An 18612-nucleotide genomic window follows, 5' to 3' on the forward strand; every position below is an offset into this window, starting at 1 on the left:
CCGTGGACCCGACGATCGACATCCACACCCACTATGTGCCGCGCGGCTGGCCCGATCTGACGGCCGACGGCGGGCCGGACGCGCCCTGGCTGCGGATCGAGTCCGAGTCCGAGGCCATGATCATGATGGGCAGCCGGGAGTTCCGCCGGATCCAGCGGGACTGCTGGGACGCGGAGACCCGGCTGCGCGACATGGAAGCGGACGGCGTACGGGCCCAGGTGGTCTCCCCCACCCCTGCGTTCTTCCAGTACGGCAGGTCCGGCGCCGAGGCCGCCAGGATCGCCCGGATCTTCAACGATCTGGCCCTGGAGATCACCGCCCCGGCGCCGGACCGGCTGATCCCCTTCTGCCAGGTGCCGCTCCAGGACACCGACGCCGCCTGCCGCGAGGTGGAGCGCAGTCTCGCCAACGGCCACCGGGGGGTGGAGATCGGCAACCATGTCGGGGACCTCGACCTGGACAGCGAAGGGGTCGTCACCTTCCTCCAGCACTGCGCCTCGCTCGGCGTTCCGGTCTTCGTGCACCCCTGGGACATGGCCAGTTCGCCCCGGCTCGACCGCTGGATGGCGCAGTGGCTCACCGCGATGCCGGCGGAGACCCATCTGTCGATCCTCGCGATGATCCTGGGCGGGGTCTTCGACCGGGTCGACGAACGGCTGAAGATCTGCTTCGCGCACGGCGGCGGTTCGTTCGCCTTCTGGCTCGGCCGGATGGAGAACGCGTGGCACGGTCGCAACGACGTCATCGGCACCTCGCTGTTTCCGCCGTCGCACTACATCGGCCGGTTCTCGGTGGACTCGGTGGTCTTCGACGACCGCGCACTGCGGCTCCTGGTCGACACGGTCGGCGCCGACCGCGTGATGGTGGGCAGCGACTACCCGTACCCGCTGGGCGAACGCCCGGTCGGCGACGTCGTACGCAAGAGCGGCTTCCTCAGCGAGGCGGACCGCGCGCTGATCACGCACGGCAACGCGGAGCGCTTCCTGGGGACGGGCGGCTGAGAGCGGCCTCCGGGGCGCGGACTCCGGGCCGGGTGCGGGCCCCGGGCCGCCCGAGGGTACGGACTCCGGCCGCCGGGGCGGGAACTCCGGCTCGGGAAAAGGGACTTCGCTTCCTGAGCGCCGGGAGCGGGCCCCGCTCAGGAGGAGCTGCCGCCGCCACCGCCCTGCCGGGCCATACCGGCGGCGACCTCCTCCAGGGCCAGGATCAGCGCCCGCGCGGACGGGCTGGGGGTACGGGCCGCGGGCAGGGTCAGTCCGACGCTGTGGCCGATCGGCTCCAGGGGGACGCCGAGGCGGACGATCCTGGGGTCGTCGCGGGCGATCAGGCTGGGCAGCGCCGCCACCACATCGGTCTCCAGCAGGAGTTGACGTACTGTCAGGAACGAGGTGGTCTCCACCCGGTTCCTCGGCAGGGCGATCCCGTGGCGGGCGAAGAACTCCTCGATCTCCCGGCGCAGCGCGGTCTCGGCACCCGGCAGGATCCACGGATAGTCCGCCAGCTCCGCGAGATCCACCGCGCCGTGCCCGGCGAGCGCGTGCGAGGCCCTGACGACCAGTTCGACCGACTCGTCGTACAGCTTGCGGCGCACGGTGCGCTCGTCGGACGGTACGGTCAGCCGCCCCACGGTGAAGTCGATGCGCCCGGCCTCCAGTTCGAGGAGCAGCGCCTCGGGCGATGCCTCCCGGACCACCACGGTGAGGTGGGGGCGTTCCTTCTTGACCGCCGCGATGGCGCGCGGGAGCAGCACGTTCGACCCGGCGAGGTGGGTGCCGACGATCACCGTGCCGCGGTCGGCGTCGGCCAGCTCGACCACATGGCGGCCCGCCTGGGTGACCTCGGCGAGCACGGTCCTGGCGTGGGTGAGGAACGCCTCTCCGAAGACGGTCGCGGTGACGCCCCGGGGGCCGCGCTCGAAGAGCGGTACGCCGAGGATGTCCTCCAGCTCGTGGAGGCTGCGGGTGGCGGCCGGCTGTGTCACATGGAGTTCGACGGCGGCGCCGACCACGCTGCCCCGGCGGGCGAGGGCGTCGACCAGGACCAGATGACGGAACTTCAGCCGGCCGTCGAGCAGGCGGGGGATCTTCACCCGGCCGACCTTAGGGCGTGCGTGCCGGACGCCGCGCGACGGGCGACACTTTGACGACGGGCCCCGGGGCCTGAGGTCAGGCCGCCGCGGGCGCCCCGTCCGCCGGGGTGGGCTCCGGGCGCTCCCTGTCGTACGCGACCAGGAGCAGGACGATCAGCCCGAGCACCACGATCATCGCGACGAAGGCGGGCCAGCCGACCAGGCCTAGGGTGAGCGCCCCCAGGACGCCGTGCACGACCGCGCAGGTGATCAGCAGGATCCGGCCGAAGCGGCCGGGCCCACGGTCCGTGAGGGATGCGCGCAGCGGGAAGTACGCGCAGAGCAGCAGATAGACGCCGAAGACGCCGCCGCCCACCCAGGAGCCGGTGCTTATCGCGCTCGGCTTCAGGCCCGCCAGGGACATGTGCTGGTTGTGGGCCACCTTGCCGAGTATCAGATTCACGAAGGCGATCCCGAACGCCTCAAGGACGAGGACGATCGCAGCCACCAGGGCCACCGGCCTGCGTGCCATGAGTCCACCCACCCCCAGTCGGATCCGGCAGCCGGACCCGACAGTCAGATCCGGTCGGATCCCGGTCGGATCGCTGTCGGATCACGCTTGTTACCGCAAGTACGTGCGACACGCGCAGGCTACTAACGGGTAGTCGCGGGGACAAGGGCCGGGGCGATGACGGGTCATCGACCAGGACAGGGACCCGGGCGGGGCCTGGCCGGGGACCCGGGCGGGGATCGGCACAGGGGCCCGGAACCGGCGGCAAAGAATCGCCCGCCCCTTCGTAGGGACTCCACAAAGAAACGCGAGCGGCAGCGGCCCTGACCGACAGAGACCTAACCCACATGACGGGGCTACTGTGGGTTTCGGGAACCATCCGTACCGTGGTGTGACAAGGGAATTCACGGCCCGCCCGAGGCCCGTGTCACACCGTGTGTGGGGAAGCTCACCCATGGGGACAGGTCGAAACACGGTGTCGGCAGTCCCTAAACTCAGCTTGTTTCAGCGAACTCTTCGGCACGATGACCTGCCGAGTAAACCCGGCTCGGGTGCGAGCGGGGAAAACACCGCAAGGAGGGAGCCATCGTGCACAAGGTGCTCATCGCCAACCGTGGCGAAATCGCTGTCCGCGTCGCACGGGCCTGCCGGGACTCCGGGATCAAGAGCGTAGCCGTCTACGCGGATCCGGACCGGGACGCGCCGCACGTACGCGCGGCCGACGAGGCGTTCGCCCTGGGCGGTGACACCCCGGGCACCAGCTACCTGGACATCGGCAAGGTCCTCCAGGCCGCGAAGGACTCGGGCGCCGACGCCATCCACCCCGGCTACGGCTTCCTCTCGGAGAACTCCGAGTTCGCCCAGGCCGTCCTGGACGCCGAACTCATCTGGATCGGCCCCCCGCCGCACGCCATCCGCGACCTCGGCGACAAGGTCGCCGCCCGGCACATCGCGCAGCGCGCGGGCGCTCCGCTGGTCGCCGGTACCGCGGACCCGGTCGAGGGCTCCGACGAAGTCGTGGCGTTCGCCGAGGAGAACGGCCTGCCGGTCGCGATCAAGGCGGCCTTCGGCGGCGGCGGGCGCGGCCTGAAGGTCGCCCGCACCCTTGAGGAGATCCCCGAGCTCTACGACTCGGCGGTCCGTGAGGCCGTGGCCGCCTTCGGCCGCGGCGAGTGCTTCGTCGAGCGCTACCTCGACAAGCCCCGGCACGTCGAGACCCAGTGCCTGGCCGACAAGTTCGGCAATGTCGTGGTGGTCTCCACCCGCGACTGCTCGCTCCAGCGCCGCCACCAGAAGCTGGTCGAGGAGGCGCCCGCGCCGTTCCTGAGCGAGGAGCAGAACGCCGAGCTGTACGCGGCGTCCAAGGCCATCCTCAAGGAGGCCGGTTACGTCGGCGCGGGCACCGTCGAGTTCCTGGTGGGCCTCGACGGCACGATCTCCTTCCTGGAGGTCAACACCCGCCTCCAGGTGGAACACCCGGTCACCGAAGAGGTGTCGGGCATCGACCTGGTCCGCGAGATGTTCCGCATCGCCGACGGCGAGGAGCTGGGTTACGACGACCCGAAGCTGCGCGGTCACTCCTTCGAGTTCCGTATCAACGGCGAGGACCCGGGCCGCGGCTTCCTGCCCGCGCCCGGCACCGTCACCACCTTCGCGCCGCCGACCGGCCCCGGCGTCCGCCTCGACGCGGGTGTCGAGTCCGGTTCGGTCATCGGCCCCGCCTGGGACTCGCTGCTCGCCAAGCTGATCGTCACCGGCGCCACCCGCGAGCAGGCCCTCCAGCGTGCCGCCCGCGCGCTGGGCGAGTTCACCGTGGAGGGCATGGCCACCGCCATCCCCTTCCACCGCGCGGTCGTCGTCGACCCAGCCTTCACCTCGGACCCCTTCCGTATCCACACCCGCTGGATCGAGACCGAGTTCGTCAACGAGATCCCGCCCTTCGCCCCGGCCGGCGGCGAAGCGGACGAGGACGAGTCCGGGCGCGAGACGATCGTCGTCGAGGTCGGCGGCAAGCGTCTTGAGGTCTCGCTGCCGTCCTCGCTCGGGATGTCCCTGGCCCGTACCGGTCTCGCGGCGGGTGCCAAGCCCAAGCGCCGGGCGGCCAAGAAGTCCGGTTCCGCCGTCTCCGGCGACACCCTCGCGTCCCCGATGCAGGGCACGATCGTCAAGATCGCGGTCGAGGAGGGCCAGGAGGTCAAGGAGGGCGACCTGGTGGTCGTCCTGGAGGCGATGAAGATGGAGCAGCCGCTCAACGCGCACCGCTCCGGCACCGTGAAGGGCCTCGCCGCCGAGATCGGCGCCTCCGTCTCGTCCGGCGCCATGATCTGCGAGATCAAGGACTGACGGCACAGCTGAAAGTTACGGGGTGAGCCCCGGCCGGACACCGTGAATTCTGGTGGTCGGGCCGGGGCTCACCCCGTAGCTGCTCCATGCGGCGGAACCGGCCACAGCCGCACAGCCGCAGCCTCACATCCGCAGCCGAACAGCGGCAGAGCTAGCGGCGCCGCATATCGGCCACCCGCGCCTGCTGTTGCTGCTGTTGCTGCTCGGCCAGCGAGACCGCGCTGCGCAGCGGCTGCGGCCCGCCCGGGTGGGTGCGCCGCTGACCGGGGAGCGGCATGTCCCGGCGCGGCGGCCGGCCGGCCGGGTGGGGCTCACCGCCCGGCCCGGGGCCGGCCGCAGTCCCACCCGGCCCGGCCACCGCGATCTGCACGCCCTGGTCGGCGAGCGCCTGCAACTCCGTTACCGCACGGTCGTCCTGGGGGGACGGCTCATCGGTGACCAGCCGGGTGATCACATCCGTCGGCACCGTCTGGAACATGGTGTCGGTGCCCAGCTTGGTGTGGTCGGCGAGGACCACCACCTCCGCCGCGGCCTGCACCAGGGCCCGGTCCACGCTGGCCGAGAGCATGTTGGAGGTGGAGAGGCCGCGCTCGGCGGTCAGCCCGCTGCCGGAGAGGAAGGCCCGGGAGACCCGTAGCCCCTGGAGGGACTGCTCGGCACCGCTGCCCACCAGGGCGTAGTTGGACCCGCGCAGGGTGCCGCCGGTCATCACCACCTCGACCCGGTTGGCATGGGCCAACGCCTGGGCCACCAGCAGGGAGTTGGTGACCACCGTCAGCCCGGGGACCCGCGCGAGCCGGCGGGCCAGCTCCTGCGTGGTGGTCCCCGCCCCCACCACGATGGCCTCGCCTTCTTCGACGAGCCCCGCGGCGAGATCGGCGATGGCCGTCTTCTCGGCGGTCGCGAGATGGGATTTCTGCGGGAAGCCGGATTCTCGCGTGAATCCACCCGGCAGCACGGCACCGCCGTGGCGGCGGTCGAGGAGTCCTTCCGCCTCCAGCGCCCGCACGTCCCGACGTACGGTCACTTCGGAGGTCTGGACGACACGGGCGAGCTCACGGAGCGACACGGCCCCATTGGCGCGCACCATTTCAAGGATCAATTGGCGACGTTCAGCAGCGAACACGGAACAGACAGTAACCCCACCGGCCCATCGTTCTCAGCACTTTGCGCCGAAAAACAGAAGGTGCGCACAGATGGGATCAGCAGGTGGTATACGGGGCACGAGCACCGACCGGCCGCACATCGACCGCTCCCCCGGCCGCACCCCCGCCGGACCCGGCGGACCCGCCGCTGCCCCGGTGCCGGCCCTCGCCGTCAGCCCCCGGCGTCAGTCCTCGCCCGCCACCTTCCGGGTGTGCAACTGCCGTGCCACCTCGGCGATCGAGCCGGAGAGGGACGGGTACACGGTGAAGGCATTGGCGATCTGTTCCACCGTCAGGTTGTTGTCGACGGCGAGCGAGATCGGGTGGATCAGCTCACTGGCCCGGGGCGCCACGACCACTCCCCCGACCACGATGCCGGTTCCGGGGCGGCAGAAGATCTTGACGAAACCGTCCCTGATGCCCTGCATCTTGGCGCGGGGGTTACGCAGCAGCGGCAGCTTGACGGTGCGCGCCTCGATCCTGCCCGAGTCGACGTCGGCCTGGCTGTAGCCGACGGTGGCGATCTCCGGGTCGGTGAAGACGTTGGAGGAGACCGTCTTGAGGTTCAGCGGCTGCACCGCGTCACCGAGGAAGTGGTACATCGCGATACGGCCCTGCATGGCCGCGACCGAGGCGAGGGCGAAGACCCCGGTGACGTCGCCCGCCGCGTAGACACCGGGGGCGCTGGTACGGGAGACCTTGTCGGTCCAGATGTGGCCGGACTCCTTGAGCCGCACCCCGGCCTCGTCCAGGCCCATACCGGCGCTGTTGGGGATGGCACCGACCGCCATCAGACAGTGCGAACCGGAGATGACCCGGCCGTCGGCCAGGGTGACCTCGACCCGGTCGCCGACCCTCTTCGCGGAGGCGGCGCGCGAGCGGGCCATCACGTTCATGCCCCGGCGGCGGAACACGTCCTCCAGGACGGCGGCGGCGTCCGGGTCCTCGCCGGGGAGCACCCGGTCCCGGCTGGAAACGAGCGTGACGCGTGAGCCGAGCGCCTGGTAGGCGCCCGCGAACTCGGCGCCCGTGACACCGGAGCCGACCACGATCAGCTCGTCGGGCAGCTCGTCCAGGTCGTACACCTGGGTCCAGTTGAGGATGCGCTCGCCGTCCGGCTGCGCGTCCGGGATCTCCCGGGGGTGGCCGCCGGTCGCGAGCAGCACCGCGTCGGCCGTCAGCGTCTCCTCGGTGCCGTCGGCGGCGGTGACGATCACCTGGCGGGAGCCGTCCATGGCCTGCTGCCCGGCGAGCCGGCCACGGCCGCGCATCACCCGGGCCCCGGCCCTGGTGACCGACGCGGTGATGTCGTGGGACTGGGCCAGGGCGAGCCGCTTGACCCGCCGGTTCACCTTGCCGAGGTCCACGCCGACCACCCGGGCCGCCTGTTCCAGCGGCGGGGTGTCGTCGGCGACGATGATGCCCAACTCCTCGTACGAAGAGTCGAAGGTCGTCATCACCTCGGCCGTGGCGATCAGAGTCTTGGACGGTACGCAGTCGGTGAGCACCGATGCCCCGCCGAGGCCGTCGCAGTCGACGACGGTCACCTCCGCGCCGAGCTGGGCGCCCACCAGGGCCGCCTCGTATCCGCCAGGTCCGCCGCCGATGATCACGATCCGGGTCACGAAAAATCCGCCTCGCGTTGTCACCCCGGCCGCACTGCCGCCCCGGCCGGGGGTCCGGGGGGAGCCCCCGGGGAATGCAGTACGTGCTTCATTGTCCCGCACTCTTCAAGATGCTTCACCCCCGGGGCTCCCCGGGCCCGCCGGGGCCGGTCCCGGCCCCTTCCGGACGGCCCGGTCCCGGCCCTCTTCCGGGCGGCTCGGTCGGCCCAGTGACCCGGCCCGGAAATGCCACTGTCGTACCCTCGACAGCATGTCGCTCTACGCCGCGTACGCCGGCAACCTCGACGCGCGGCTGATGAGTCGCCGCGCCCCCCACTCCCCCCTGCGCGGCACCGGCTGGCTCAACGGCTGGCGGCTGACCTTCGGCGGGGAGCAGATGGGCTGGGAAGGAGCGCTCGCCACGCTGGTGGAGGCTCCGCGCTCGCAGGTCTTCGTCGCCCTGTACGACATCGCCCCCATGGACCAGGACTCGATGGACCGCTGGGAGGGCGTCGGCCTCGACATATACCGGCGGATGCGGGTCCGGGTGGACACCCTGGAGGGCGAGGAGCCGGCGTGGCTCTACGTACTGAACGGGTACGAGGGCGGGCTGCCGTCCGCGCGGTATCTGGGCGAGCTGGCCGACGCCGCCGAGTCCGCGGGCGCCCCGCACGACTATGTGATGGAGCTGCGCAAGCGCCCCTGCTGAGGCGCGCGGATCCGTCCTGCCGGGCCCCCTCGGGGCTCCCCCGCGGCGTTCGTCGGAAACGACAAGACAACGATCGCAACTCCGTCGGCCAGAACATCTACGCGCGTAGGCCGTTTCCGGTTACCCTCTTCGGCGTGAACGCTTCTGTAAACCCGGACATCCAGGGCCCCGCCGACAACCCCACTGTCGCCGCCGACGCCGCCGCCACCCGCCTGCGTGAGCTCACCGGCGCAGAGACCCACGACGTGGCCCTCGTCATGGGCTCCGGCTGGGCCCCGGCCGTCGACGCGCTGGGCACGCCCGTGGCCGATCTCGCCGTGACCGAACTGCCCGGGTTCCCGCCGCCCGCCGTCGAGGGGCACGGCGGGCGCATCCGCTCGTACGCCGTCGGGGGCAAGCGCGCGCTGGTCTTCCTCGGCCGCACCCACTACTACGAGGGCCGCGGCGTCGCCGCCGTCTCGCACGGAGTGCGTACCGCGGTCGCCGCGGGCTGCAAGACGGTCGTGCTGACCAACGGCTGCGGCGGTCTGCGCCCCGGGATGCGGCCCGGCCAGCCGGTCCTCATCAGTGACCACATCAACCTGACGGCCACCTCGCCGATCATGGGCGCCAACTTCGTGGACCTCACCGACCTGTACTCGCCGCGGCTGCGCGCGCTCTGCAAGGAGGTCGACAGCTCGCTGGAGGAGGGCGTGTACGTCCAGTTCCCCGGCCCGCACTACGAGACGCCCGCCGAGATCAACATGGTCCGGGTGCTCGGTGGCGACCTGGTCGGCATGTCCACGGTGCTGGAGGCCATCGCGGCGCGCGAGGCCGGTGCGGAGGTGCTCGGCATCTCGCTGGTCACGAACCTGGCGGCCGGGCTGACCGGGGAGCCGCTCAACCATGAAGAGGTGCTGCAGGCGGGGCGCGACTCCGCCGCGCGGATGGGTTCGCTGCTCTCGAAGGTCCTGGAGCGGATCTGAGGCGCCGGACCACGCAGGGGGCGGCGGGGTTGGAGTCGTCCTCAAGCGCCGGACGGGCTGAAGGACGGTCTCACACGCCGGCCGGGCTCGAACGATGTCCTCAATCGCCGGACGGGCTGGAATCTGCCTCGTCGACCAACACCACACCCCCCGCGCCCGAGAAAGGCAGACCACCGTGGAGCAGGACCTGATCGCCCGCGCCAAGACCTGGCAGGCGGAGGACCCCGACGCCGACACCCGTGAGGAGCTGGCACAGCTCATCGAGGCGGCCACGGCCGACACCGGGGGATGCGGCATCGGGGGCGACGCCGTCGCCGAGCTGGCCGACCGCTTCAGCGGCACCCTCCAGTTCGGCACCGCAGGGCTCCGCGGCGAGCTGGGCGCGGGGCCGATGCGGATGAACCGGGCCGTCGTCATACGCGCCGCGGCCGGCCTCGCCGCGTATCTGAAGGCGCAGGGCCAGGACGGCGGCCTGGTCGTCATCGGCTACGACGCCCGCTACAAGTCCGCGGACTTCGCCCGGGACACCGCGGCCGTGATGACCGGCGCCGGGCTGCGCGCGGCCGTGCTGCCGCGCCCGCTGCCCACCCCGGTCCTGGCCTTCGCCATCCGCCACCTGGGCGCGGTCGCGGGCGTCGAGGTCACCGCGAGCCACAACCCGCCGCGCGACAACGGCTACAAGGTCTATCTGGGCTGGGGGTCCCCCCGGATGGAATCTGGGGGAGGCTCGCAGATCGTCCCCCCGGCCGACACCGGGATCGCGGCCGAGATCGACGCGGTGCGCAGCCTGCACGACGTACCGCGTCCGGAGAGCGGCTGGGAGACCCTCGGCGAGGACGTCCTGGCGGCGTATCTGGCCCGTACGGACGCCGTACTGACCCCCGGCTCCCCCCGTACCGCCCGCACCGTCTACACGGCGATGCACGGGGTCGGCAAGGAGACGCTGCTCGCCGCGTTCGCCAGGGCGGGCTTCCCGGAGCCGGTGCTCGTCGCCGAACAGGCCGAGCCCGATCCGGCGTTCCCGACGGTCGCCTTCCCCAACCCGGAGGAGCCGGGCGCGATGGACCTCTCCTTCGCGACCGCCCGCCGCGCCGCCCCCGACCTCGTCATCGCCAACGACCCGGACGCGGACCGCTGCGCGGTGGCCGTCCCGTACGAGGGCGACTGGCGGATGCTGCGCGGCGACGAGCTGGGCGCGCTGCTCGCCGCGCATCTGGTCCGGCGCGGCGTGACCGGCACCTTCGCCGAGTCGATCGTGTCGTCGTCGCTGCTCGGCCGGATCGCGGACGCGGCCTCGCTGCCGTACGAGGAGACACTGACCGGCTTCAAGTGGATCGCCCGCGTCGACGGCCTGCGGTACGGGTACGAGGAGGCGCTCGGCTACTGCGTCGACCCGGACGGCGTACGCGACAAGGACGGCATCACGGCGGCCCTGCTCGTCGCCGAACTGGCCTCCGTACTGAAGGCCGAGGGCCGCACTCTGCTCGACCTGCTCGACGAACTGGCCGTACGGCACGGGCTGCACGCGACGGACCAGCTGTCGGTGCGCGTCGAGGACCTGTCGGTGATCGCGGACGCGATGCGCCGGCTGCGTGAACAGCCGCCGGCGGAGCTGGCCGGTCTCAAGGTCACGAGCGCCGAGGACCTGTCCGCCGGCACGGAGCACCTCCCGCCCACGGACGGCCTGCGCTACCACCTGGAGGGCGCCCGGGTGATCGTCCGCCCGAGCGGCACCGAGCCGAAGCTCAAGTGCTACCTGGAGGTGGTCCTGCCGGTGGAGGCCGTCGCGGACGTCCCGGCGGCCAGGAGCCGCGCGGAGGGGATCCTGACGGCGCTCAAGGCGGACCTGTCGCGGGCGGCGGGGCTGTAGAGCCGCCCGTCACCCGCCACCCCAGCGCCCTGTGGGCCCCCTGCCGGGACCGTCGTCACCAGGGCAGGGGGCCCTCGGCGTCGAAGTAGCCCCCGGTGGGCCCGTCCGGGGACACCTGGGCCATGCGCACGATGATTCCGGCGCCCTGCTCGACGCTCTGGGTGCCGGTGTTCCCGTTCAGATCGGTCTTGGTGAAGCCGGGCTCCACCGCGTTGATCCGCATCTCCGGGAACGCCTTCGCGTACTGCACGGTGACCATGTTGACCGCCGTCTTCGACGCCGGGTAGGCGACGCCCGGGTAGGCGTACCCCGGGGAGTCAGGGGCGGAGGCCCCGGTCAGTGAGGCCAGACCGCTGCTGACGTTGACCACGACGGGGGCGGCCGAGCGGCGCAGCAGGGGGAGGAAGGCGTGCAGGACCCGGACCGTGCCGAAGACGTTCGTCTCGAAGGTGGCGCGCATCGTGTCGGCCGTCAACTCGGCCGGCCCGATCACGGAGTTGTCCGCGGCGCGCTCCTCGATACCGGCGTTGTTGACCAGGACGTCGAGCCCTCCCCGGGCGGCGACGGCCTCGGCCGCCGCCGCCACGGACGCGTCGTCGGTGGTGTCGATGACGACCAGCCGGGCGCCCAGCTCATCGGCGGCCCGGCGCCCGCGTCCGGCGTCCCTGCTGCCGAGGTAGACGGTGTGCCCCGCCGCGATGAGCCGGCGGGCGGTCTCGTGGCCGAGACCCTTGTTCGCTCCAGTGATCAGTGTGGTGGTCATGGCTCCACGATGCGGCTTCCGGGTGCGGTCAGCCAGGCGTCCCGTCTTCCTGTGACTGCCAGTACCAGGAAGATCCGCGCCGCCGGGGGCAGAGTGGTGCCATGACGGCCACGGAGTTCGGCAAAGCGGTACGGCGCTGGCGCGACCGGGTCTCCCCCGGAGCGGCCGGGCTGCCCGTCGGCGGCCACCGGCGCGCGGCCGGGCTGCGCCGCGAGGAGCTGGCTCTGCTGGCCGGGATCTCGGTCGACTATGTCACCCGCCTCGAACAGGGCCGGGCCGCCAACCCGTCGGTGCAGGTCGTCGAGGCGCTGGGCCGGGCGCTGCGCCTCTCGGCCGCCGAGCGTGAGCATCTGTTCCGGGCCGCCGGACTCGTACCGCCGGGGCGGGGCACGGTGCCCGCCCACCTCACGCCCGGCGTCCAGCGGATGCTGGACCGGCTGACCGGCACACCGGTCGCGGTCTTCGACGCGGCGTGGACGCTGCTGCTGGCCAACCCGCTGTACACCGCCCTGATGGGCGAGTGGCACGGCAAGGACCGCAACGCGGTGTGGCGCAACTTCCTGGGCTCGGGGACTCGTGCCCGCCACACACCGGAGTCCCGGCGCGCGCTGGAGGCGGCACAGGTCACCGGCTTGCGTACGGCGGCCGCCCGGTACCCCGCGGACCAGCGGCTGCGGCGCCTGATCGCGGAGTTGCGCGCCGGGAGTGAGCGGTTCGCTGAGCTGTGGGACTCCGGGGTGGTGGCCGAGTACGAGGCCCCGCACAAGACCATCGACCACCCGCAGGTGGGCGCGGTGACGCTCGACTGCGACCTGCTCGGCGTCACCGGCAGCGATCTGCGCATCATGGTCTACACGACCGAGCCGGGCACCCGGGATGCTGAACAGCTCGCGCTCATCGGGGTGTTGGGTACGCAGGCGCTAAGGGCTGTCCCGTAATCCCTGGTGGATCAGCGCGCGGCGTCAGATGCGGTGCATCGCAAGGCGGAGGGGCGTCCGCATACTGGCTGTATTCGGGCGTTCCGACAACGCGGCGAGGCGCCGTAACTGTCGTCGAGCGCCCGCCAGGGATTGCGGGACAGCCCTTAGCCGACGTGGCCGTCGGGGCGAATGTGTACCGTGTCGCCGTCCGCAGTGCCGTAGGCGGCGAAGGCGTGTCCTTCAGCGTCGATGACGTATGCGCCGGGCGAAGACTGGCCGGGGCGAAGGACCGCGTAGGTGTGGGGCTCGTCGGGAGCGGGTGCCCCGAACACAAGGCGGGTCGCGTGTGGACCTCGGCAGAGGTCGAACAGTCGGATCGCCTTGCCATCGGGGTCCCTCAACGGCGCGTCAGGGGCACGGTCGCCCGCGACGAGCCGGCCTTCGGAGGTCCGGTAGCTGACATCGAGTTGCCGGGTGTTCTCGCCGCGCTCGTACGCGTCCTCGACGCCGTCCTTGTGCCGCTCCAGGAGTTCCTCGCTGAGGGTGAGCGTCCTGGTCGCGACCGTGCGCCGTTCGCTCTCGTAGGTGTCGAGCAGTTCCGGCGAACCGTCAGCCAGCTTCCAGCCAAGGTTGTAGGCGTCTTGCACGCCCGTGTTCAGCCCCTGGCCTCCGGTCGGCGGATGCACGTGCGCGGCGTCACCTGCGATGAACACCCGGCCGATACGAAATCGCTCGGCCAGGCGGATGTTCGGCCGCCACACTGTCGACCACGCCAGATCGGCCAACCGCACGCCGGCATCAAGCGCGTCGAGCTTCTCCTGCAGGGTGCCCAGCGACGGCTCGGTGTCCTGCTCGGACAGCGGTGTGCCGAACTGGAACAGTCCGCCCCTGTTCGGCAGCGGGCTGAGCTGGATCCCGGAGGACACATCGGCGGCACGGGCGAACCAGTACCCGTACTCGTGGTCAAGTCCGTCCGCCGACACGTCCCCGAGCAGAACCCGCATCGATTCGTCCGTTGTGCCCTCGAACGCTATGCCCAGTGTCTTGCGGACGGTACTGCGCCCACCGTCGGCGCCCACCAGGTACGCCACCCGCACGGTCTCACCCGTGGACAGGTGAGCCGTCACCCCGTCCGGGTCCTGCTCGAAGCCGATCAGCTCCGTGTTCAGTTCCACACTCGCCCCGAAGGCGGCGAGCCGGTCGCGGAGTACGGCCTCCGTCTGGGACTGCCCGAGGATCCAGGCGTTCGGGTAGGGGACATCGGGCGTCGGCTGGAGGTGTTCGGCTGTCCGCCTCTCTCCCACGAACTCTCCGTCGAGGTGCACACGCGTCGTCGGCACGGATCGTCCCTGGTCGAGCACCGTGTCGAGGACGCCGAGGTCGTCGAACACTTCCAGCGTGCGCGGCTGGAGGGTGTCGCCGCGCGAGCCGGCGAAGTGGCAAGCCGCCTTGTCGATGACGCGTACGTCGATTCCGCGCCGGGCGAGGTCGATGGCCAGGGTCAGACCGGTGGGCCCGGCTCCCGCGATGAGGATCCGCATGACTGAACTCCAATTCACTGAATATGGATTCAGGTTGATCCCTTGGTACGGTTCGTGTCAAGGAGGTGCCGTGAAGCGCACGGAGATGGCGGCGGAGACCGAGGCCGCGCTGAAGGCCGCGGCGAAGCGGGTGTTCGCCGCTCGTGGCTACCTGAACGCGAAGATCACCGACATCACCGCCGAGGCCGGCCGCGCGGCCGGATCTTTCTACAACCACTTCGCGAGCAAGGAAGAACTGCTCGAAGCGCTCCTGGCCGACATGCTGGCGGACAGCGCCCTGAGAGCCTCCGCTCCCGACCACAAGCCGGACTTCACCGACCCCGACGCGATCCGCTGGCATGTCAGGGACTACGTCGGCTTCTACCGGGAGAACGCCGCGACTTTGCGCGCCATGCAACAGGCCGCACTGGTCAGCGAAACCTTCGCGAGGACGCTGGCCGAGTACGGCGCCACCGAGAGGGCCGACCTCATGGATCACGTCGAGCACATCACCCACGCCGGGCTCCGGTTGCCCGCCTCACCCGAGGTCAGCCTCCAGTTCATGCACGGGCTCCTCGACACCTGTCTGCAAACCGGGCAGCAGCTCTCGCCGGACCTCGACGACGAGGAACTGACCGAAGTGGTGACGCGTTTCGTCTACCGCGGTCTCACCGGCCGCGACTATTGAGCCGGACCCGGCCGGGCCAAGCCGGTCCGTGCGGGCAGCCGGGCTTGGCGATCAGTCGCTCATGCCGGGCAGCGTCCCCGCTCTGGTCCGGCTGCGGAGCAAGCGTGATCCAGTAATACAGCCGGTGGTTTCACGGTGAGTGAGCTCGTGCGGTGCGGGTGCGGTAGTGGCCGACTCGGGCTCGGGACTGGCGGCGGGTGCGCCAGCGGTGCCAGTGCATGACAAGGCAGGTCCGGGCGGTGCGGGCGGGGGCGGGGACGAACCGGTCGTACAGTCGGTGGATCTCGTTCACGGTCGCGGCGGGAGCGGCCGAGTGCATGATCGGCGGGCTCTCCCGGGCGGGCCTCCCCCCTCTTTGCGTGCCCCGGTTTTGCGTGCCCCGGCAGCGTGCTGGTGGGCCCGCACGACCGTGGAGTCCACCGACACCGTCCAGTCGAGGTCGTCGTCAGCGTCCGCCGCCGCCAGGACGGCGGCGAGGATCATCTCCCAGGTGCCGTCGACGGCCCATCTGATCAGTCGTTTGTGGGCGGTCTGGAACGGGCCGAGCTCGTCGGGCAGGTCCCGCCAGGGCGAGTTGGTGCGGTACTGCCACGCGATGGCCTCAAGGGTACGGCGATGGTCGGCCCACCGCCGCCCGTGGACCGGATCGGCCGGCATGAGCGGCTCGATCCGGTCCCACATCGCATCAGGGATCACTAATCGGACAGACCTATCCGATCAACTGACCAACCCACCAAAGAGACACGCCCTCGCCGAGCTGTGGCCGTCGGCGGTGACCGGACCTCGTGTCCGCTGAAACCCGTATGCCCTGATCCTCACGTTCCCCGACCCCGTGTCCCCGTGTCCCCGTGTCCCCGTGTCCCCGTGTCCCCGTTGCCCGTGTGTCACGGGAGTGTTGCGGTCCGGGCCGTCTGCAACCGCCGCAGGTCTCTCCTGCCTCCCTTTCACTCAGAAGGGTCCGCAAGGAGTGGGCCGGCATCCGACCTACGGAGAAGCAATGCGCAGCAACAAGAGGCTCTCGGCTCTCGGCATCGTCGTCGTGGCCGCCGCACTGTCCCTGACGGCCTGTGGACCCGACGACTCCAGCGCCTCCGGGACATCGTCGTCCGGTGCCTCCGACTCCGCCTCGGCGTCCGGCTCGTCCGGCGCGACGTCCTCGTCCAGCGCCACGGCCGGCCAGGACAGCTCGTCCGGCAACGGTTCCAGCAATTCCAGCAGTTCAGGTGGCGGCAGCAGCACCAGCGGCGGTTCCGGCTCGTCGAATTCCGGCTCCGGTTCCGCGTCCGGCAGCGCCTGCAAGACGGCCAACCTCACGGTCTCGACCCAGCACGGCATCTCGGGCGAGGGCCAGGAGATCGTCGACTTCAAGAACAGCGGCTCCATTTCCTGCACGATGCGCGGCTACGCGGGCGTCGACCTCAAGGGCAAGGGCGACTCGAAGGGCATCAGCGCCGAGCGCGGCGGCTCCAACGAGCGGCCCCTCGTCAAGCTGGCCCCCGGCGAGTCGACCCAGTTCGTCCTGAACTACCCGCTGAACAAGACCGGCGGCAGCGGCTACACGTTCACCACCATGGTGGTCACGCCGCCCGGCGAGACCCACTCGAAGACCCTGAGCACCTCCATCAACGTCGGCGTGGGCAACCCCGACGCGGGCTCCGACTCCCCCGGCATCGTCATCTACGCGGTCGGTACGGGCAAGTAGCGGCCCCACAAAAGGCGTTGAGCGGCGGCGCGGCGGGGCGGACACCGGCCGGGCCCCGGCGGGTCCGGCGGCCGCTCAGCCGCGCCGCAGCGTCGCGGTGGCGATCTCCAGGAAGTCGCGCAGCAGCCTCCCCCGCCGGTCCGCGACGGCGACCAGGCACGTCTCGATCCCGGGGGCGTCGGTGACGGGCAGATGGGTGAGATCGGGGCGGGGGTAGGAGCGCGCGACGCTCAGCGGGACGAGCGCGATGCCGTGCCCGGAGGCGATGAGCTCGAATTTTTCCTCAAGTGAGGACGTACGCCGCCTCGGTGCGTCGAGCATTCGCTCGCCATCGAGCTCCGCGGAGGTGAGCTGGTCACGGTGCGCGAGCGGGTGCGTCACGGGCAGGCAGGCGACCCTGGGCTCCTGGCCGATGGGGACGGTGTGCAGCCCCGAGTCGTCGAACGGCCGCCGCAGATATCCGGCCTGGGCCCGTCCGTCCCGCAGCGGCGCGTCCTGCTCCCACCAGCGCGTCGGTACGACATCGGTCTCGACCTCCGGGTGGCGCGAGGTGAACGCCCGGATCGCCTCCGACACATGGAGCCCCGGAGAGAAGGCGACGGCGATCCGCTGGATGCCCCGGTCGGCGTCCACCACCCGCCGCAGCGCCGATGTGGCGGCCGTGAGGATCCCCTGCGCCTCCTCGTAAAGCTGCTTCCCGGCAGCTGTCAGCTCCACGCTGCGGGTGGTCCGCTCAAGCAGCGTGCACTCCAACTCCTGCTCGAAGGCCCTGATCTGACGGCTTAGCACCGGCTGGGCGATGTAGAGCTGTTCGGCCGCGCGGCCGAAGTTCCGGTGCTCGGCCACCGCGACGAAGTAGCGGAGCTTGCGCAGATCCAGATCCATACCCCGAAGGTATCAATGGTCCGGAAAGGTATTGGACGGTTCCGGGTGACCGCGCCGAGACTCAGGGCATGATCGTGATCACTACTCCTGCCGGCAAGACCGGCAGTGAACTCCTGGGCGTCCTGCATGAGGACACCTTTGAACGCACCCCCGGGGCCGCCGGCCCGACCACCTTCCACCAGCGGTGCGAGGAGCTCATCAGGCCGGCGGTGCAGGCATGAGCGCCCCGACCGCACTCATCATCGGGGCCTCCCGCGCCCTCGGTCTCGGCCTCGCCACCGAGTTCGCACGCCGCGGCTGGGACGTCATCGGCACCGTACGGGGCAGTGAGCGCACCGGACTCCACGACCTGGCCGACGCCTCCGGGGGCCGGGTCACGGTCGAGTCTCTCGACATGACGAAGCCCGAACAACTGGCCGCGCTGCGCGAGCGCCTGGCCGGACGCACGCTCGACCTGCTGTTCGTCAACGCCGCCATCACCCGGGGCGACATCCCGGTCGGCGAGGTCCCGGAGGAGATGTTCACCGAGGTCATGGTCACGAACGCGCTCAGCCCGATGCGCGTGGTCGAGTCCCTGCGCTCACTGGTCGCACCGGCCGGGACCATCGGTGTCATGTCCTCGCGCCAGGGCAGCCTCACCCTGAACACCAGGGGCGGTCACGAGGTCTACCGGGCCAGCAAGTCCGCGCTGAACCAGCTGATGCGCAGCTACGCCGTCCGATACGCCGACGCCGCCCACACGCTGCTGCTCATGTGCCCCGGCCATGTACGCACCGAACTCGGCGGGCCTGACGCCCCCCTGACCATCGATCAGTCCGTGCCCGGTGTGGTGGACACGATCGAGAGCCACCGGGGCGAACCGGGCCTGCACTTCCTCAACTACCGGAACGAGACCGTGCCCTGGTAGCGCTCCCTGCCC

General features: G+C 71.0%; 17 protein-coding genes and 1 pseudogene. 10 read left to right on the top strand and 8 right to left on the bottom strand.

Features of this window, described 5'->3' with window-relative positions; genetic code table 11:
* The first annotated feature begins 2 nt into the window (after positions 1-2).
* Positions 3-1001, top strand: coding sequence for an amidohydrolase family protein (locus ACWGKJ_RS00655; RefSeq protein ID WP_385020942.1), 999 nt, complete (start codon positions 3-5; stop codon positions 999-1001).
* Between the two features lie 137 nt (positions 1002-1138).
* Here the strand turns inward: ACWGKJ_RS00655 and ACWGKJ_RS00660 are convergent, their stop codons facing one another.
* Entirely contained in the window at positions 1139-2089 is a 951-nt protein-coding gene (locus tag ACWGKJ_RS00660) for a LysR substrate-binding domain-containing protein (protein ID WP_385020939.1), read from the bottom strand.
* Between the two features lie 76 nt (positions 2090-2165).
* On the bottom strand, positions 2166-2600 hold the full coding sequence (locus tag ACWGKJ_RS00665) for a hypothetical protein (protein ID WP_385020936.1): 435 nt from the start codon (positions 2598-2600) through the stop codon (positions 2166-2168).
* A gap of 567 nt (positions 2601-3167) precedes the next feature.
* Between ACWGKJ_RS00665 and ACWGKJ_RS00670 the strand changes: the two genes are divergently transcribed.
* On the top strand, positions 3168-4922 hold the full coding sequence (locus ACWGKJ_RS00670; protein ID WP_385020933.1) for an acetyl/propionyl/methylcrotonyl-CoA carboxylase subunit alpha: 1755 nt from the start codon (positions 3168-3170) through the stop codon (positions 4920-4922).
* Between the two features lie 151 nt (positions 4923-5073).
* On the opposite strand, the gene ACWGKJ_RS00675 is transcribed toward ACWGKJ_RS00670, so the two are convergent.
* Positions 5074-6048, bottom strand: coding sequence for a DeoR/GlpR family DNA-binding transcription regulator (locus ACWGKJ_RS00675; protein WP_385020930.1), 975 nt, complete (start codon positions 6046-6048; stop codon positions 5074-5076).
* Between the two features lie 204 nt (positions 6049-6252).
* A complete protein-coding gene (locus ACWGKJ_RS00680; protein WP_385020927.1) occupies positions 6253-7692 on the bottom strand; it encodes an NAD(P)H-quinone dehydrogenase in 1440 nt (479 codons plus the stop codon).
* Positions 7693-7942: 250 nt separating this feature from the next.
* Here ACWGKJ_RS00680 and ACWGKJ_RS00685 point away from each other — a divergent pair, with 250 nt between their 5' ends.
* From ACWGKJ_RS00685 to ACWGKJ_RS00695, 3 genes are all read left to right on the top strand, one after another.
* Positions 7943-8380, top strand: a complete 438-nt coding sequence (locus ACWGKJ_RS00685; protein ID WP_385020924.1) for a gamma-glutamylcyclotransferase — start codon at positions 7943-7945, stop codon at positions 8378-8380.
* A 134-nt stretch (positions 8381-8514) separates the two neighbouring features.
* Positions 8515-9345 carry a purine-nucleoside phosphorylase gene (locus tag ACWGKJ_RS00690; RefSeq protein ID WP_385020921.1) on the top strand — a complete coding sequence of 277 codons (831 nt, stop codon included), beginning with the start codon at positions 8515-8517 and terminating at the stop codon, positions 9343-9345.
* Positions 9346-9520: 175 nt separating this feature from the next.
* On the top strand, positions 9521-11215 hold the full coding sequence (locus tag ACWGKJ_RS00695; RefSeq protein ID WP_385020918.1) for a phospho-sugar mutase: 1695 nt from the start codon (positions 9521-9523) through the stop codon (positions 11213-11215).
* Positions 11216-11270: 55 nt separating this feature from the next.
* On the opposite strand, the gene ACWGKJ_RS00700 is transcribed toward ACWGKJ_RS00695, so the two are convergent.
* A complete protein-coding gene (locus tag ACWGKJ_RS00700; protein WP_385020915.1) occupies positions 11271-11978 on the bottom strand; it encodes an SDR family NAD(P)-dependent oxidoreductase in 708 nt (235 codons plus the stop codon).
* A gap of 101 nt (positions 11979-12079) precedes the next feature.
* On the opposite strand from ACWGKJ_RS00700, the gene ACWGKJ_RS00705 reads away from it, so the two are divergent.
* The gene (locus ACWGKJ_RS00705; RefSeq protein WP_385020912.1) at positions 12080-12916 is read left to right on the top strand and encodes a helix-turn-helix transcriptional regulator; all 837 of its coding nucleotides are present in this window, start codon (positions 12080-12082) and stop codon (positions 12914-12916) included.
* A gap of 146 nt (positions 12917-13062) precedes the next feature.
* On the opposite strand, the gene ACWGKJ_RS00710 is transcribed toward ACWGKJ_RS00705, so the two are convergent.
* Positions 13063-14439 (bottom strand): FAD-dependent monooxygenase, encoded by a 1377-nt coding sequence (locus ACWGKJ_RS00710; protein ID WP_385020910.1) that lies wholly within the window; start codon positions 14437-14439, stop codon positions 13063-13065.
* A 70-nt stretch (positions 14440-14509) separates the two neighbouring features.
* Here ACWGKJ_RS00710 and ACWGKJ_RS00715 point away from each other — a divergent pair, with 70 nt between their 5' ends.
* Positions 14510-15106 (top strand): TetR/AcrR family transcriptional regulator, encoded by a 597-nt coding sequence (locus ACWGKJ_RS00715; RefSeq protein ID WP_385020907.1) that lies wholly within the window; start codon positions 14510-14512, stop codon positions 15104-15106.
* 299 nt (positions 15107-15405) lie between these two features.
* On the opposite strand, the pseudogene ACWGKJ_RS00720 reads toward ACWGKJ_RS00715, so the two are convergent.
* Positions 15406-15787: pseudogene (locus ACWGKJ_RS00720) on the bottom strand (IS5 family transposase); the annotation flags it as partial.
* Between the two features lie 316 nt (positions 15788-16103).
* Here ACWGKJ_RS00720 and ACWGKJ_RS00725 point away from each other — a divergent pair.
* A complete protein-coding gene (locus ACWGKJ_RS00725) occupies positions 16104-16808 on the top strand; it encodes a DUF4232 domain-containing protein (RefSeq protein ID WP_385020904.1) in 705 nt (234 codons plus the stop codon).
* A gap of 75 nt (positions 16809-16883) precedes the next feature.
* On the opposite strand, the gene ACWGKJ_RS00730 is transcribed toward ACWGKJ_RS00725, so the two are convergent.
* Complete coding sequence (locus tag ACWGKJ_RS00730) at positions 16884-17693, bottom strand: LysR family transcriptional regulator (RefSeq protein ID WP_385020901.1); 810 nt, start codon at positions 17691-17693, stop codon at positions 16884-16886.
* A gap of 68 nt (positions 17694-17761) precedes the next feature.
* On the opposite strand from ACWGKJ_RS00730, the gene ACWGKJ_RS00735 reads away from it, so the two are divergent.
* Positions 17762-17914, top strand: a complete 153-nt coding sequence (locus ACWGKJ_RS00735) for a hypothetical protein (protein WP_385020898.1) — start codon at positions 17762-17764, stop codon at positions 17912-17914.
* Positions 17911-18600 carry an SDR family NAD(P)-dependent oxidoreductase gene (locus tag ACWGKJ_RS00740; RefSeq protein ID WP_385020895.1) on the top strand — a complete coding sequence of 230 codons (690 nt, stop codon included), beginning with the start codon at positions 17911-17913 and terminating at the stop codon, positions 18598-18600. The genes ACWGKJ_RS00735 and ACWGKJ_RS00740 overlap by 4 nt, the downstream gene beginning before the upstream one ends.
* Positions 18601-18612 lie beyond the last annotated feature (12 nt).

It is taken from the genome of Streptomyces sp. NPDC054757, from assembly GCF_053612185.1.

What these genes read in the sequence shown, in the direction of transcription:
- ACWGKJ_RS00665 (WP_385020936.1), bottom strand. Translation starts at nt 2,600, where the DNA reads ATGGCACGCAGGCCGGTGGCCCTGGTGGCTGCGATCGTCCTCGTCCTT.
- ACWGKJ_RS00685 (WP_385020924.1), top strand. Translation starts at nt 7,943, where the DNA reads ATGTCGCTCTACGCCGCGTACGCCGGCAACCTCGACGCGCGGCTGATG.
- ACWGKJ_RS00700 (WP_385020915.1), bottom strand. Translation starts at nt 11,978, where the DNA reads ATGACCACCACACTGATCACTGGAGCGAACAAGGGTCTCGGCCACGAG.
- ACWGKJ_RS00705 (WP_385020912.1), top strand. Translation starts at nt 12,080, where the DNA reads ATGACGGCCACGGAGTTCGGCAAAGCGGTACGGCGCTGGCGCGACCGG.
- ACWGKJ_RS00710 (WP_385020910.1), bottom strand. Translation starts at nt 14,439, where the DNA reads ATGCGGATCCTCATCGCGGGAGCCGGGCCCACCGGTCTGACCCTGGCC.
- ACWGKJ_RS00725 (WP_385020904.1), top strand. Translation starts at nt 16,104, where the DNA reads ATGCGCAGCAACAAGAGGCTCTCGGCTCTCGGCATCGTCGTCGTGGCC.
- ACWGKJ_RS00730 (WP_385020901.1), bottom strand. Translation starts at nt 17,693, where the DNA reads ATGGATCTGGATCTGCGCAAGCTCCGCTACTTCGTCGCGGTGGCCGAG.
- ACWGKJ_RS00735 (WP_385020898.1), top strand. Translation starts at nt 17,762, where the DNA reads ATGATCGTGATCACTACTCCTGCCGGCAAGACCGGCAGTGAACTCCTG.
- ACWGKJ_RS00740 (WP_385020895.1), top strand. Translation starts at nt 17,911, where the DNA reads ATGAGCGCCCCGACCGCACTCATCATCGGGGCCTCCCGCGCCCTCGGT.